13 protein-coding genes are annotated in these 14819 nt (G+C 71.4%); 7 read left to right on the forward strand and 6 right to left on the reverse strand.

The window, feature by feature from the left end:
* Nucleotides 1-8: 8 nt before the first annotated feature.
* The gene (locus ACFYO2_RS09435; RefSeq protein WP_388346443.1) at nt 9-1370 is read left to right on the forward strand and encodes an FtsW/RodA/SpoVE family cell cycle protein; all 1362 of its coding nucleotides are present in this window, start codon (nt 9-11) and stop codon (nt 1368-1370) included.
* Complete coding sequence (locus tag ACFYO2_RS09440) at nt 1367-2842, forward strand: penicillin-binding transpeptidase domain-containing protein (RefSeq protein WP_388346446.1); 1476 nt, start codon at nt 1367-1369, stop codon at nt 2840-2842. The genes ACFYO2_RS09435 and ACFYO2_RS09440 overlap by 4 nt, the downstream gene beginning before the upstream one ends.
* A 12-nt stretch (nt 2843-2854) precedes the next feature.
* Here ACFYO2_RS09440 and ACFYO2_RS09445 read toward each other — a convergent pair whose 3' ends face one another.
* A complete protein-coding gene (locus ACFYO2_RS09445) occupies nt 2855-4921 on the reverse strand; it encodes a nitrate- and nitrite sensing domain-containing protein (RefSeq protein WP_388346448.1) in 2067 nt (688 codons plus the stop codon).
* 167 nt (nt 4922-5088) lie between these two features.
* Here ACFYO2_RS09445 and ACFYO2_RS09450 point away from each other — a divergent pair, with 167 nt between their 5' ends.
* The 5 genes from ACFYO2_RS09450 (at nt 5089) to ACFYO2_RS09470 (ending at nt 8904) form a co-directional block, all read left to right on the forward strand.
* Nucleotides 5089-5592, forward strand: a complete 504-nt coding sequence (locus tag ACFYO2_RS09450; RefSeq protein ID WP_388346451.1) for a DUF3291 domain-containing protein — start codon at nt 5089-5091, stop codon at nt 5590-5592.
* A gap of 112 nt (nt 5593-5704) precedes the next feature.
* On the forward strand, nt 5705-6643 hold the full coding sequence (locus ACFYO2_RS09455; protein WP_388346454.1) for a diiron oxygenase: 939 nt from the start codon (nt 5705-5707) through the stop codon (nt 6641-6643).
* 118 nt (nt 6644-6761) lie between these two features.
* On the forward strand, nt 6762-7415 hold the full coding sequence (locus ACFYO2_RS09460) for a TetR/AcrR family transcriptional regulator (RefSeq protein WP_388346456.1): 654 nt from the start codon (nt 6762-6764) through the stop codon (nt 7413-7415).
* A 10-nt stretch (nt 7416-7425) separates the two neighbouring features.
* Entirely contained in the window at nt 7426-7737 is a 312-nt protein-coding gene (locus tag ACFYO2_RS09465; protein ID WP_388346459.1) for a hypothetical protein, read from the forward strand.
* A 105-nt stretch (nt 7738-7842) separates the two neighbouring features.
* Nucleotides 7843-8904: an NlpC/P60 family protein gene (locus ACFYO2_RS09470; RefSeq protein WP_388346462.1), complete on the forward strand. Its 1062-nt coding sequence runs from the start codon at nt 7843-7845 to the stop codon at nt 8902-8904.
* Between the two features lie 64 nt (nt 8905-8968).
* On the opposite strand, the gene ACFYO2_RS09475 is transcribed toward ACFYO2_RS09470, so the two are convergent.
* The 5 genes from ACFYO2_RS09475 to ACFYO2_RS09495 are packed head-to-tail and all read right to left on the reverse strand — an operon-like array spanning nt 8969 to nt 14552.
* Nucleotides 8969-10231: a styrene monooxygenase/indole monooxygenase family protein gene (locus tag ACFYO2_RS09475; protein WP_388346465.1), complete on the reverse strand. Its 1263-nt coding sequence runs from the start codon at nt 10229-10231 to the stop codon at nt 8969-8971.
* Nucleotides 10232-10269: 38 nt separating this feature from the next.
* The gene (locus ACFYO2_RS09480; RefSeq protein WP_388346466.1) at nt 10270-10905 is read right to left on the reverse strand and encodes an ATP/GTP-binding protein; all 636 of its coding nucleotides are present in this window, start codon (nt 10903-10905) and stop codon (nt 10270-10272) included.
* Entirely contained in the window at nt 10886-11305 is a 420-nt protein-coding gene (locus ACFYO2_RS09485) for a DUF742 domain-containing protein (RefSeq protein WP_388346469.1), read from the reverse strand. The genes ACFYO2_RS09480 and ACFYO2_RS09485 overlap by 20 nt, the downstream gene beginning before the upstream one ends.
* On the reverse strand, nt 11302-11811 hold the full coding sequence (locus tag ACFYO2_RS09490) for a roadblock/LC7 domain-containing protein (RefSeq protein ID WP_388346472.1): 510 nt from the start codon (nt 11809-11811) through the stop codon (nt 11302-11304). The genes ACFYO2_RS09485 and ACFYO2_RS09490 overlap by 4 nt, the downstream gene beginning before the upstream one ends.
* The gene (locus ACFYO2_RS09495) at nt 11808-14552 is read right to left on the reverse strand and encodes a nitrate- and nitrite sensing domain-containing protein (RefSeq protein ID WP_388346475.1); all 2745 of its coding nucleotides are present in this window, start codon (nt 14550-14552) and stop codon (nt 11808-11810) included. Before ACFYO2_RS09495 ends, ACFYO2_RS09490 begins: the two co-directional genes overlap by 4 nt.
* Nucleotides 14553-14819 lie beyond the last annotated feature (267 nt).

Genomic DNA, 14819 nt, shown 5'->3' on the forward strand with positions numbered 1-14819 from the left:
TTCCGGACATGATCAACGCCGGAACCACCGTCGTACAGGCGGACACCCCCGCTCCTCCCGTACGCCTCCCCCGGCGCCGTGGCATCGAACTGGCCCTCATCGTCCTCGCCGTCCTGCTGTCCGTGTACGGCTACTGCGGCGTCGGCCTCGCCAAGAACGGGACCGTCCCGCCCGGCGCCGCGGGTTACGGCGCCGGGCTCGGCGTGCTCGCGTTGGTCGCGCACATCGCGGTGCGCTTGCGCGCCCCCTGCGCCGACCCCCTGCTGCTGCCGATCGGCGTCCTGCTCAACGGCGTGGGCCTGGTCCTGATCTACCGGCTCGACCTGGAGACGCCTGGCGACCGGGCGGCGCCCACCCAACTCGTGTGGTCGACGCTCGGGATCTCGCTCTTCATCGTGGTCGTGCTGCTGCTGCGCGACCACCGCGTCCTGACGCGCTACGCGTACGTCTGCGTCGCCGGCGCGATGGCCCTGCTCATCCTGCCGATCTTCTTCCCGGCCGTGAACGGCGCCCGCATCTGGATCCGGATCGCCGGGTTCTCCATCCAGCCGGGCGAGTTCGCGAAGGTGCTGCTCGCGGTGTTCTTCGCCGCGTACCTGGCGGCCAACCGCAACGCGCTGGCGTACGCCGGACGCCGTGTGTGGCGGCTCCAGCTCCCCACCGGGCGCGTCCTCGGGCCGATCGTCGCCGTCTGGCTGCTGAGCGTGGGCGTGCTGATCCTCGAACGCGACCTGGGGACCTCGCTGCTGTTCTTCGGCCTGTTCGTCGTCCTGTTGTACGTCGCCACCGGCCGCACCGGCTGGATCGCCGTCGGCCTGCTGCTGGCCTCGCTGGGCGCGGTCGCGGTGGGCCGGCTGGAGCCGCACGTGCACAGCAGGGTCGAGGACTGGCTGCACCCGTTCGCGTCGATCGAGGCGGGCCAGGGCCCCAACCAGCTGGCGCAGTCGCTCTTCTCCTTCGCGGCCGGCGGCATCCTCGGCACCGGCCTCGGCCTCGGCCACTCCGTCCTCATCGGCTTCGCCGCCAAGTCGGACTTCATCCTGGCCACGGCGGGCGAGGAACTGGGCCTCGCCGGACTCGCCGCGATCTTCCTCCTCTACGCCCTTCTCGTGGAGCGCGGTTACCGAGCGGGCCTCGCCCTGCGCGACCCCTTCGGCAGGCTGCTCGCGGTCGGGCTCTCCTCGATCGTGGCGCTCCAGGTGTTCGTGATCGCGGGCGGGGTGACGGGCCTGATCCCGCTGACCGGCATGGCGATGCCCTTCCTCGCCCAGGGCGGCTCCTCGGTCGTGACCAACTGGGCGATCGTGGCGCTGCTGATCCGGGTGAGCGACTCGGCCCGCAACCAGTACGACGGGGAAGTGGGCCCGTGACCCGGTACATCCGGCACGCCGCCTGTTTCTGCGCCCTGCTGCTCGTGGCGCTCCTCGTCAACGCCACCCGCGTCCAGGTCTTCCAGGCCGCGTCCTACGACGACAACCCGGCCAACCGCCGCGGCGCGATCGCCCGTTACGGCCAGCCGCGCGGCGACATCCTGGTCGGCGGGGCGCCGGTGACCGGCTCCCGGGACACCGGCGAGCAGCTCCGCTACGAACGGACGTACGAGGACGGGCCGTTGTTCGCGCCCATCACCGGCTTCGCCTCGCAGGAGTACGGGACGACCTTGCTGGAGCACTCCGAGGACGACGTTCTGTCCGGCACGGACCCGATGCTGTCGGGGTTCCCGCTGTGGAACGACTTCACGCGCTCCCGGTCCTCGGGCGGTGACGTCGTGACCACTCTCAACCGGGCCGCGCAGCAGGCGGCGTACGACGGACTGCGGGGGCGCAAGGGCGCGGTGGCCGCGATCGAGCCGTCGAGCGGGCGGATCCTGGCGCTGGTGTCGACGCCGTCGTACAACCCGGCGGCGCTCTCCGGGAACGACGCGACGGTGGGCCGGTCGTGGGCGCGGCTGAACGGCGACGCGGACAAGCCGATGCTCAACCGGGCGGTACGGCAGACGTATCCACCGGGGTCGACCTTCAAGGTGGTGACCGCGGCGGCGGCGCTGGACGCCGGCGCCGTCACGGACGTGGACGCGCCGACCGACTCGCCGGTGCCCTACAGGCTGCCCGGGACGACGACGAGCCTGACGAACGCGTCGGACGGCTGCGAGGACCTCTCGCTGCGGGAGGCCTTCAAGTGGTCGTGCAACACGGTGTTCGCGAAGCTGGGTGTGAAGGTGGGCGTCAGCGACATGACGGCGACCGCGCAGGCCTTCGGCTTCAACGACACGGATCTCAGGATTCCCTTCTCCGTGGCGCAGAGCACCTTCGACTCGTCCGTGGACAGGGCGCAGTTGGCGCTGTCGTCGATCGGGCAGTACAACACGCGGGCGACGCCCTTGCAGATGGCGATGGTCTCGGCGGCGGTAGCCAACGGGGGGCAGGTGCGGCAGCCGTACCTGGTGGAGCGCATCACCCGGGCGGGCGGTTCCACGGTCTCGACGGCCGGTCCGCGTCCCGCACGGCAGGCGATGTACCCGGCGACCGCCATCCGGCTGCGGGAGCTGATGGCGGAGGTGGTCACGGACGGCACCGGGACCAACGCCGCCATCCCCGGCGCCACCGTCGGCGGCAAGACCGGCACCGCCCAGCACGGCATCGGCAACTCCGGGACACCGTACGCCTGGTTCGTGTCCTGGGCGCAGGGCGACCGTGACATGGAGGCGAAGGTGGCGGTCGCGGTGGTGGTGGAGGACGCCGAGGCGGACCGGGGGGAGATCAGCGGAGGCGGGGACGCGGCGCCGATCGCTCGGGCGGTGATGGAGGCGGTGCTGAAGCAAGGGCGTGGTGAGAGGGGTTGACACCTCGGGCACTCAGCGGGTGGCCGTCGCCGTCGGCACCTCCTGGACCAGCGTGCTCGGCAGGGCCACGTACGCCGTCACCCCCGAGCCCTGGGTCGGGCGGAGTTCCACGTGGGCGCCGAGACGGGCGGCGAGGGTGCCGACGACGTGGTGGCCGAGGAAGCGGGTGGGGGCCGTGAGGAAGGAGCCGCGGCCGGACAGCAGGGCGTTGGCCTCGGCCATGCGGGCGGCGGTCATGCCGATGCCCCGGTCGACGACGGCGAGGCAGTACTCGGTGCCGTCCCGCCAGCCGTAGACCTCGACGGGCTGGTCGGGCGGGCTGAACATCAGGGCGTTCTCCACCAACTCGGCGAGCAGGTGGGAGAGTTCGGCGACACAGTGGCCGCGTACCCGGCAGGGCTGGACGTCGGCGACGGCGACGCGCTGGTACTGCTCCACCTCGGAGACGGCCGACTGCACGACCTCGTGGACGGCGACCGTGCCCCGCCAGACGCGGGCCGGGGACTCCGCGCCGGCCAGCACGAGCAGGGACTCGGCGTTGCGGCGCATACGGGTGGCCAGGTGGTCGAGTTCGAATAGCTCGGCGAGGGCCTCCGGGTCGAGTTCCTGGCTCTCCAGGGTGGTGATCAGGCCGAGCTGGCGGTTGAGCAGCGCCTGGTTGCGGCGACCCAGGCTGGTCAGGGACTCGGTGCTGTTGCGGCGCAGGAGGGCCTGTTCGGCGGCGAGGTCGACGGCGGCCCGCTCGACGTTGCGCAGGGCGGTCGCCAGGCGGGTGATCTCCCGTGCCCCGCCGGGGAGTTCGGGCTTCTCGAAGTCGGGCGGGAGCGGGGCGTCGGGGTCGGCCTCCTGGATGCGCCGCACCGCGGCGGGCAGCCCGGTCCCGGCGACGACGTCCGCCTCGTCGGCGAGGGCGCCCAGGGGGCGGGTGATGGAGCGGGCGGAGAAGAGGGCGAGCACGGTGGCCACGCCGAGGATCAGCGCGCCGAGGGCGAGGTAGCCGACGAGCTGCCGGGTGGCCGCACCCCCGGTGTCCTCGGCGCGGGCCCGCACGTCGTCGCCGACCCGCTTCTGCACGCCGTGCAGATCGTCCACGAGGGTGGTCATGTCGGCCCACCAGCGGGCCGGGGCGACCGAGAGGGCGGAGCCGTCGGCACCCCGCTCGGCCTGCCGCTCGTATCCGGTGACCCGGCGGGCGGCGGCGGTCGCGAAGGCATCGTCGAGCCCGGACTCCTGGGCCCTGTCGGCGAGCTCACGGAACTGGCCCAGCGCGGCGATCCGGCTGGCGCGGATCTCGGTGAAGTCGAGGTACTCGCCGGAGCGGAAGCGCCCGGCGGCGAACACGCCGTTGAGGGAGCCGCGTTCGAGGGCGACGGCCTCGGTGGCGCGGGCCAGCGACTGAAGTGCCTGCACGCCCTGGACGATCCGGCGGTCCCCGTCGGGCGCGCCGGCCGACTCCGCGTCGATCAGGGCGGTGACGGCCTTGGTGTAGGCGGTCAGGGTGGCGGTACGGCCGGCTGTGCCGTCGTCGACGTCGGCGCGGGTCGAGTCGAGTGCGGCGAGGGGGCCCTCGGCGGCGTCGAGGGCGGCGACGGTGGCGCCGGGCAGCTCACCGCGTTCGTCGTCGATCGCCGTCCGCAGCTCTTCGCGTGAGGCGTCCGTACGGTGCCGCTGCTTCCCCACGTCGTCCCGGTACTCCTCGGCGCCGCCCAACAGCCCGCTGGAGAGCCCGCGTTCACGCTGCACCTCGCGCACCAGGTCCTGCACGCGCAGCAGGACGCCCACATGTGCCTCGGTCGCGTGGGCGTCGGACCAGTCGGCGGCGCGGTCGGCGGCGCCGATTCCGATGAGGGTGAGCAGCAGGCAGGTCGGGACGGCCAGGACGATGGCCATGCGACCGCGGATGGAGTTCCAGCCCGGAAGGGCGGACGGCCTCAGGCCCTGCGAACGCCGGGCGGTCGCACGGCCGGTGGTCGAAGGCCGGCCGCTCGAACGCTGAGTGGTCGAACGCTGGGTGGTCCAACGCTGGGTGGTCCAACGCTGGGTGGTCGAACGCTGGGTGGTCGATTCGTTCCCCGTCATGCCCCGTGAGGCTACGGGCGCGCCGGTCAGGAGGCGGTTTCTGCGCCGTAAGCCGACTGTGCACAGGTACTCACTCGGGCGGTGGGCGGGTTGTGAAAGACGGACAATGCCCATCTGATGAGACAGGGTCTGGGCCGCTCCCACCCTCCCTACCTATCGTTCGGTCCATGACGACAACCGCCGCGTACGAACTCGCCCAGGTGAACATCTCCCGACTCAAAGCCCCGCTGGACTCACCGCAGTTGAAGGACTTCGTCGACGCCCTCGACTCCGTCAACGCCGACGCCGAGGCCGCCGACGGTTACGTCTGGCGCCTGAAGAGCGACTCGGGCAACGCGACGGAACTCCGGGTCTTCGACGACGACTGGCTGATCATCAACATGACGGTGTGGCGGGACCCGAACGCGCTGACGGCCTTCATGTACCAGGGCCACCACCGCGAGTTGCTGTCCCGCCGCAACGAGTGGTTCGAGCGCGTCGCGGAGGCGATGACAGCCCTGTGGTGGGTCCCGACGGGCCACCGCCCGACCATCGCCGAGGCGGAGACCCGTCTGCTGCACCTGCGGGCCAACGGGCCGACGCCGTACGCCTTCACCCTGCGGACGTCGTACCCGGCCGGGTCGGCGGAGCCGGTGGCCGGGGAGGTTCCTGACGGGCTGGGCGCGCGGTGAACGTAGACGCGCCGTCAACAAGTCGCGCAAGGGGGATTGACGAGCTTGCTGACAAGCAGTCTCATAAGACTCGGACGATGACGTGACCCCGGGTGACTTAGGTGGATCAGCCATGACGACCCTGACCGAAGCCGACGCGCTCGACGGGCTGCGTGACGCGCTCGGGCTGCTCAAGGACCGCGAGCAGGTGGCCGAGCGGCTGCTCGCCTCGTCCGCCAGGCACTCCTTCGACCCGGACAAGGAGCTGGACTGGGACGCGCCCTTCGAGGAGGGCAAGTGGTTCTGGCCGCCGGAGCTGGTGTCGTTGTACGACACGCCGATGTGGAAGCGGATGAGCGAGGAACAGCGGATCCTGCTGTCCCGGCACGAGGCCGCCGCGCTCGCCTCGCTCGGCATCTGGTTCGAGCTCATCCTGATGCAGCTGCTCGTCCGGCACGTCTACGACAAGGCGGCGACGAGCGCCCACGTGCGGTACGCGCTCACCGAGATCGAGGACGAGTGCCGCCACTCCAAGATGTTCGCCCGGCTGATCTCGCACGGCGGGACGCCCTGGTACCCGGTGAGCCGGGCCCACCAGCACCTCGGACGGCTGTTCAAGACCATCTCCACCACACCGGGTTCCTTCACCGCCACCCTGCTCGGCGAGGAGGTCCTCGACTGGATGCAGCGGCTGACCTTCCCCGACGAGCGGGTGCAGACCCTGATACGCGGGGTCACCCGGATCCACGTGGTCGAGGAGGCCCGTCATGTGCGGTACGCCCGGGAGGAGCTGCGGCGCCAGATGGTGACGGCGCCGAAGTGGTCGCAGGAGTTCACCCGGGTCACGTCGGGCGAGTTCGCCCGGGTGTTCTCGGTGGCGTTCGTGAATCCCGAGGTCTACACGAACGTGGGACTGGACCGCCGGGAGGCCATGGCCCAGGTGAAGGCCTGCGGACACCGCCGGGAGGTCATGCAGACCGGCGCGAAACGGCTGACGGACTTCCTGGACGACATCGGGGTGTTGCGGGGCGCGGGGCGGAGGTTGTGGCGGTCGTCCGGGTTGCTTGCGTAGGGGGTGCTGGGGGTGCTCGCCGGCGCCGGCCGGGTGCCGCGCCCCTTCGGGTCGGCAGCCGCCCCAGCGGCACGACTGCCCGCAGCTGTGCAGGCCGCATGCGATTACGCTGCGGAGCATGACCCCCTCCGCCCCCACCCCCGCCTACCGCCGCCTCAGCGTCGAGGAGCGACGCGGCCAGCTGCTCGATGCCGCGCTGTCCCTCTTCGCGCACCGGGTGCCCGAGGACGTGTCGCTCGACGACGTGGCGGAGGCGGCCGGGGTGTCACGGCCGCTCGTGTACCGGTACTTTCCGGGCGGCAAGCAGCAGCTGTACGAGGCCGCCCTCCGGTCCGCCGCCGAGGAACTCCAGACGTGCTTCGACGAACCCCGCCAGGGCCCTCTCCTCCCCCGCCTCGCCCGCGCCCTGGACCGCTACCTCGCCTTCGTCGACAAGCACGACGCCGGCTTCAGCGCGCTGCTCCAGGGCGGCAGCGTCGTCGAGACGTCCCGTACGACGGCCATCGTGGACGGCGTACGCCGGGCCGCCGCCGTGCACATCATGCGGCATCTGGAGGTCACGGAGCCCGGCCCCCGGCTGCGGATGACGGTCCGCATGTGGATCACGGCCGTCGAGGCGGCCTCCCTCATCTGGCTGGACGAGGACAAACAGCCGCCCGCCGCGGAATTGCGGGACTGGCTCGTGGAGCAGTTCGTGGCGGTCCTGACGGTGACGGCACGGCGCGACCCGCAGACATCCACGCTGGTCGAGGCCCTCGCGGTGGATGGCTGACACTGGTGCCGTGAAGAGCGAAGACACCCCCTTCGAGGGCGGCCCCATGGACGGGCGCGTCCTGCCCGTCCTGCTGGGCGCCACCGGGCACCCGCCCAAGACGTACCGCATCCCCGTCCCGGACTCCGCAGGCGGCCCGCCCATTGTGCTCGTCTACCGCAGGGTCCCGCGCGGCCACAGCAAGCGGCTCGGCCTCCACCAGGGGTGGAAGTACACGTACGACCCCACCGGACAGGCCGGCCGACGCAAGTGGCCCTGGTCCAAGCCGGACGCCAGGCCGGACGCCACGCCGGGCGGCAAGCCGGACGCCACCGACGGGTGACCTCGTTGCGCCGAACCGCGCACACTCGCCGCGCGGACCCGGCACCCACGTCTCATGCTCGCGGTGCGGAGCGGAAGGGCTGCCCCGCGCACCGGAGGTGATGACGTGTCAGGAAGGCTTCTCCGTCTCGTCTGTACGGCGGCGATCGCGGCCGGAACCGTCCTCGCGCCCCTGCCCGCCGCGGCCGTACCCGAGCCCCCGGAGCCCGGCAGCCGGTCCGTCGCCGACCTGCTGACGGACCTTCAGCGGCTGTACCGGGAGGCCGAGCAGGCCACCGAGACGTACAACGCCACCGACGAGAAGCTGAAGCAGCAGCGCGCCGAGGTCAAGCGCCTGGACATCGCGCTCTCCCGCGCCCGGCTCTCCCTGCACGACAGCCGCGGCGCGGCCGGCCAGCTGGCCCGTCAGCAGTACCAGAACAGCACCGACCTCTCCCCGTACGTCCGGCTGCTCCTCGCCCGCGATCCCCAGCACGCCCTCGACCAGGGCCATGTGATCGGCCGGCTGGCACGCGAGCGCGCCGAAACGGTGGGCCGCCTCACCGGCAGCGAGAAGCGGGCCGACGACCTGGCCCGCGAGGCCCGCAAGGCCCTGGACGGCCAGCTCACGCTCGCCGCCCGCCAGAAGAAGGAGCGGGACGCCGTACACAAGCGCCTGAAGGACGTCGAGGAACTCCTCGCCTCCCTCACCGCCGAACAGCTCACCGCCCTGGCCGAGTTCGAGGAGAAGGACATCGCGAAGGCCCAGGACAAGATCATGACCTCCGGCGCCCTCAGCAGCACACGCGAGCCGACCTCCAAGGGCGACCGCGCGCTGCGATACGCCGTACGGCAGCTGGGGAAGCCGTACGAATGGGGCGCCGAGGGCCCGAAGACGTACGACTGCTCGGGCCTGACGTCGCAGGCCTGGAGCCACGCGGGGACACCGATCCCCCGCACCAGCCAGGAGCAGTGGGCCGAGCTGCCGAGAATCCCACTCGACGAACTGAGACCGGGCGACCTGGTGATCTACCACCCGGATGCCACCCACGTGGCCATCTACATGGGTGAGGGCAAAGTGGTCGAGGCCCCGAGGCCGGGCGAGGAGATCAAGATCTCCCCGATCGCGACATACCCGATCCTGGGAGCCGTACGTCCGGACCAACCAACCTCAGGGGCGCGGGGCTGAGACGACATGCGGCTCCGCCGCGTGGGCGCGACAAGCCACAACGGACCCGCAGCCGCCAGTCCCCCTACGGCGACTGGGTCCCGGCCACTTCCGCGAGGTAAGCCCCCGTCTTCTCGGGCTCATAGAAGAAGTTCTCGAAATCGGCGGGGTCATTGAACGCGTTGGCGAAACGATCAGCCGCCGGCTGAAGCTGCCCCGCCGCCCCGATCAGGTTCAACACATGCTCCGGCGGCGGCGCCAGCATCGCGTTCGTCCACTTGGTGACGTGCTGGGCCGTGGACCAGTACCGGTCGAACGTCGCCCGCATCCACTCCTCGTCGAACTCCTTGTCCCCGCGCTCGAGAATCGACGCGAGATACGCCGCCGCGCACTTGGACGCCGTGTTGGAGCCCTGCCCGGTGATCGGGTCGTTGGCGACGACGACGTCTCCGACGCCGAGCACCAGACCTCCGCCGGGAAGCCGGCCGATGGGATTGCGGACGGTGGGTGCGTAGCGCCCGGCCAAGGTGCCACCGGCATCCGTCAGTTCGACGTTCGTGGCCCGCGCGTGCTCCCAGGGCGTGAACCGCTCCATGAGTTCCAGGGTCAGGGAGAGGTGCTCCGCCGGGTCCTTGACGCCGTTGAAGACGTCGAGCGGGCCGCCGGGTATGCCCTCCCAGAAGAGGATGTCGGCGCGGCCGGAGATCGTGAACGTCGGCATGACGAACAGTTCGCCGACGCCGGGGACCAGGTTGCAACGGACCGCGTCGTAGTCCGGGTGCTCCGGGCGCGGGCCGAGACCGTGGACGTAGGCCACCGCGAGGGCGCGCTGCGGCTCGCTGTAGGGGGAGCGCTCGGGGTCCCGGGCGAACATGGATACCAGCTCGCCCTTGCCCGCCGACACCAGCACCAGGTCGTAGGCGCGGGAGAAGTAGTCGAGGTCGCCGACGGCCGCGCCGTGGATGACCAGCTGGCCGCCGCGCTGCGCGAACGTCTCCATCCAGCCGGCCATCTTCACCCGCTGGTCGACCGACTGCGCGTACCCGTCGAGCCTGCCCACCCAGTCGATGGCGCGGGCCGCGGGTCCCTCGCCCCAGGAGCCCGGGGCGGCTACCGAGACGCCGAGTCCTTCGATCTTCGGGGCCTGGGACTCCCAGAAGTTCAGCTGGAGATCGCGCTCGTGCTGGAGTGCCGTGTGGAACATGCACTGCGTCGACATGACCCGGCCGGAACGGATCTCGTCCGCGGTCCGGTTGGACATCAGGGTGACCTCGTACCCGTTCGACTGGAGTCCGAGGGCGATCTGGAGTCCGGACTGGCCGGCTCCGACGACGAGTATCTTCCGCATACCGGGGGTGTTCTCCTACTCGGGTTCTGCTCGGGGTGCTACTCGGGGGTGACGTCCAGCGCGTGGCCGACGAGGGACAGGAGGGTCTCGATCACCGATATCCTCCGGCGCGCGTCCATGATCATGACAGGTATGCGTGCCGGGATCGTCAACGCCTCCCGCACGTCCTCAGGCTCGAACCGCTCGCTGCCGTCGAATTCGTTGACCGCCACGACGTACGGCAGCCCGCAGCTCTCGAAGTAGTCGAGAGCGGGGAAGCAGTCCTTCAGCCGGCGGGTGTCGGCCATCACGACCGCGCCGATCGCGCCGCGCACCAGGTCGTCCCACATGAACCAGAACCGCTGCTGGCCCGGCGTGCCGAAGAGGTAGAGCACCAGGTCGTCGTCGAGCGTGAGGCGGCCGAAGTCCATGGCCACGGTGGTGGTCAGCTTGGCGGGGGTGGCGGTGAGGTCGTCGTGCTCCTCGCTCGCCTCGGTCATCAGCGCCTCGGTCTGCAGAGGCGTGATCTCCGACACCGCCGTGACCAGCGTGGTCTTGCCCACGCCGAAGCCGCCCGCCACGACTATCTTCGTGGCGATCGGGGCGCGGGTGCGGTCCGTCTGCCAGGGCTGTACGGGCCCCTCGTCCTCGATGAGCGGGGAGACGCCAACGGCGTCAGAGACGACGGAGTCCACTCAGCACCCTTTCCAGCAGAGCCCGGTCCGGCCGACCCGTGCCGTGACCGGTTCCTGTTCCGTACACCCGGATCTTTCCCTGGTCCGCGAGGTCGCTGAGGAGCACCCGGACCACGCCGAGCGGCATCTTCAGCAGCGCGGCGATCTCCGCCACCGTGCGCATACGGCGGCACAGCTCGACGATGGCCCGCATCTCCGGCATGACGCGGGTGTTGAGGGACCCGTTCGTCAGTTCCTTGCGCTCCTCGGCCGCCTCGATTTCCGCGGTCGTGGCCACGAACGTCTCCACGAGGAGGACGTGCCCGAAGCGGGTACGGCCGCCGGTGAGCGAGTAGGGGCGCACGCGGGCGGGTTTGCGGTCGGCACCGCGTACGGGGAGCCCCTTCGGTGTACCGCTCATCGGGTGCTCCCCGTCGACGTCGACTCGTTCTCCAGGGATTGCCGCAGCTCGCTGCGGAGTTCGGGCGTCAGCACGTGGCCGGCCCGCCCCACGAACAGCGCCATGTGGTACGCCACGACGCTCATGTCGCAGTCGGCGGCGCCGTGCACGCCGAGCAACGAGCCGTCGCTGATCGACATGACGAACACGCTGCCCTCGTCCATCGCGATCATGGTGTGCTTCACCGGGCCGGACTCCATCAGCTTGGCGGCGCCGATGGTGAGGCTGCCGATGCCGGAGACGATGGTGGCGAGGTCGGCGGAGGAGCCGCGCGGGCCGGACGGCTTGTCCTGACGGGGCTCCCGTGCTTGTGCGTTGCGGTCGGCGTCGGAGGAGAGCAGGAGCAGACCGTCGGAGGAGACGACGGCGACCGACCGGATGCCCGGCACCTCCTCGACGAGATTGGTCAGCAGAAAGTGAAGATTGCGGGCCTCACGGCTCAGTCCGAAGGTACTGGGCGCGGTCAACTGCTTGCCTCCTCGACGGTGCCCCCCGTGGCTTCTTCGGATGCTGCGGATTCCCTGACGGGCGCTTTGTGCGAGCCCGTCTGTTCGGCGATCTCCGCCTCTACGTCCCGGTAGCCGGCCTCCGCCCCCCGGCGGAAGCCACCGAGGCGGCGGCGGAGTGCTTCGGCGTCCACGGAGCCGCTGCGCTGGCGCGGCGTCTGTGCGGGCGCGGTGATCTTGGGGGTGCGCTTGGGGAGGCCCTTGTCGGTGACGAGTTCCTCGGGCTCGTCGGGGACTCGCTGGTGTTCCGTCTCGGCTTCGCCTTCGACGGGTCCTGTCCCCTCCGCGGCCGCGGGCGCTGGTTCGGGGGCGGCCCCGGGTTCGGGCGCGGGCGCGGGTTCGGGGATCAGGAGTTCCATCGTGGTCTCGGCGGGGGCCTCCGCCTCCGACCTTTGTACGGCCCTCTCCGCGAGCCCGACCAGTGGGTCGCCGTTCTCCGAACGACCGTACAGGACGTTGGAGTTGACCTCGGCGTCCGCGCCGGGCAGGGAGAAGGTGTGCGTGCCGGCGCCCGCCATGGGCGACGACGCGGACGGGACGGCGGCGGTCGGTGCGGGCGCCAGCATGGTCTTCGGCAGGACGACGACGGCCGCGATGCCACCCTGCTTCTGCTCGCGCAACTGCACGCGGACGCCGTGCCGGTGGGCGAGGCGGGCGACGACGTACAGGCCGAGGCCGAGGCCCTCCTCGTCCTCCTGCTCGTAGGAGTCGTACGTCGTCCCGGAGTCGAAGTCGGCGAGGCGGGTGTTGAGCTTGGTGAGGCGGTCGCCGGCCATGCCGATGCCCTCGTCCTGGACGGAGAGCATGACCTCGCCGCTCTCCAGGAGCCAGGCGGAGACCTCGACGGGCAGGTCGGGCGGGGAGAACGAGGCGGCGTTCTCCATGAGTTCGGCCAGCAGGTGTGAGAGGTCGTCCGCGGCGAACCCGGCGATGTGGGCGTGCGGCGGCAGGGCGGCGATGCGGACCCGCTCGTAGCGCTCGATCTCGCTGACCGCGGCGCGCACGACGTCGACGATCGGGACCGGGCCGGCGGTCTGCTGGACGTGTTCGGTGCCGGCGAGGACGAGGAGGTTCTCGCTGTGTCGGCGCATGACCGTGGCGAAGTGGTCGAGCTTGAAGAGCGTGGCGAGCCGGTCCGGGTCCTGCTCGCGCTCCTCCAGACCCTCGATGACGGCGAGTTGCCGCTCGACGAGGCCCAGGGTGCGCAGCGCGAGGCTGACGAAGGTGGCGCCGATGCTGGTGCGCAGCCGCCCCAGCTGCGCGGCGGACTCGGTGAGTTCGGCCTTGAGCTGCTCGCGGGCGTCGGCCATCTTCTGCCGCTGGCCGACCAGGTGCTTGCGGTCGGCCTCCAGGGTGGTGACGCGCTCGGCGAGGGCGGCGGCGTGCGCGTGCAGGGCGTTCACGGAGCGGACGACCTGGGCGAACTCGTCGTTGCGGCCGGTGAAGGCGACCGGTTCCTCGGCGGTCGGATCCTCGGCCCCGGCGAGGCGGGCCGAGCCGCGGCGCAGGACGGACAGCGGCCGGGTGAGCGTACGGGCCATGGCGGTGGCGATGCCGACGGCCAACAGCATCAGCGCGCCGAGGACGGCGATGCGGATCTCCAGCGCGGTGACGTCGTCGTCGCGCAGCTGGGCGAGGTCCTTGGCCCGGCGGTCGTAGAGGGCGGCCTCCGCGCCACGCATCGCGTCGATACGGGCGGAGAGGGCGGCGTCGACCTTGGTGGCGCTGGTGGCGAGTTCACCGTCGGACAGGGTCGCCTGGTCGGTGAGGGTGGCGAGGTACTTCTCGGCGGAATTGACCTCGGGGCCGGTGACCGTGGAGTCGTAGCGCGCCTTGGCCGTCTGGGGCGCGGTGTCCGCGAAGTCGGCGAGGGCGGCGTCGGAGCGCAGGCGGGCCTGCTGGGCGGCGGCGGAGAGGGCGTCGCGCTGCTTGGCGTCGGCGTCCGAGGAGGTGGTCTCGGTGGACGCCAGGCCGGTGATCGGGTTCACGACGGTCTGCGTCGTCGTCGGCACGGCGAGGGCAGCGAGGAGGAGCCCGCGGGTGGCTGCGGCCTGCTGGACGGCGGAGTCCAGCTCGGCGAGGGCGTACCCGCCGGAGCCCGCGCGGGGCGGCAGCTGCTCGGCCAGGTCCTCGGCGAGCCGGTGCAGGTCGGTGATGGCGGCGGAGTACGCCTGGTGCGCTTCGAGGGCACTGCTCTTGCCGCTCAGCGCCGCCCGGCGGACGGCCCCTATGCCGTCGAGGTCGCCGCGGAGTCCGGCGGGCAGGTCGGTGTCGGCGCGCAGCTCCTCCACCTGCCGGTCGACGCGGACGCTGCGCTGCTCGCTGGGTGCCTTGGACTTGGGGCGTCCGGCGGCGATGTACGGCGTCACCTCGTCGCGCTCGTCGGCGAGCGAGTGGGCGAGTGCGAGGGCGTCCTGGGTCTGTTCGGCGAGCGTCACCAGGTCCTGCGAGTCGCTGAGTTCCCCCGAGGCGGTGACCAGGGAGGGCACTCCGGCCCCGGCGATGGCGGCGGCCACGACGGTGACGGCGAGGATGAGCCGGGTGCGTACGTGGGTGGGCCGGCCCTTGCCGACGGGGGTACGGGGGGCGCCGGAGGTGGGGGCGGCGGAGGTCGGGGTGCCTGGCGTGGGGCCCACGCCTTGTTCGGAGGCCGCCTTCTTGCCTGTACGACGAGGCCGCGTCTTCTGCACCGGTGCTCGCATTCCTGAACTCGTGAGTACCCATGGGCGGGTTACACCCTGTCACCAGGTGCCGACTCTGCGTACACCCAGTACGGTCCCCGACCCTCCCAGTGCCGGTGGGCAGTGGTCGCGCATCACTGGACCCGCCACCCGAAGGAGTGAACATCGGACGGGAGTTGGCGGGCAAGTTCCTCCGGCTTGTGCGACGCCCTCACACGGCAGGCCGGTTGGACGTCGGCCGCGGGCGGTGGCACTATTCGCCTCCACGCCTTCCCGGAGCGAGCCATT

It is taken from the genome of Streptomyces sp. NPDC006602, from assembly GCF_042870385.1.
Taxonomy (GTDB): domain Bacteria; phylum Actinomycetota; class Actinomycetes; order Streptomycetales; family Streptomycetaceae; genus Streptomyces.

Bases quoted from the DNA above. Each gene is read 5' to 3' on its own strand.
- ACFYO2_RS09435 (WP_388346443.1), top strand. From the start codon at position 9: ATGATCAACGCCGGAACCACCGTCGTACAGGCGGACACCCCCGCTCCT.
- ACFYO2_RS09445 (WP_388346448.1), bottom strand. From the start codon at position 4,921: ATGACGGGGAACGAATCGACCACCCAGCGTTCGACCACCCAGCGTTGG.
- ACFYO2_RS09450 (WP_388346451.1), top strand. From the start codon at position 5,089: ATGACGACAACCGCCGCGTACGAACTCGCCCAGGTGAACATCTCCCGA.
- ACFYO2_RS09455 (WP_388346454.1), top strand. From the start codon at position 5,705: ATGACGACCCTGACCGAAGCCGACGCGCTCGACGGGCTGCGTGACGCG.
- ACFYO2_RS09460 (WP_388346456.1), top strand. From the start codon at position 6,762: ATGACCCCCTCCGCCCCCACCCCCGCCTACCGCCGCCTCAGCGTCGAG.
- ACFYO2_RS09475 (WP_388346465.1), bottom strand. From the start codon at position 10,231: ATGCGGAAGATACTCGTCGTCGGAGCCGGCCAGTCCGGACTCCAGATC.
- ACFYO2_RS09485 (WP_388346469.1), bottom strand. From the start codon at position 11,305: ATGAGCGGTACACCGAAGGGGCTCCCCGTACGCGGTGCCGACCGCAAA.
- ACFYO2_RS09495 (WP_388346475.1), bottom strand. From the start codon at position 14,552: ATGCGAGCACCGGTGCAGAAGACGCGGCCTCGTCGTACAGGCAAGAAG.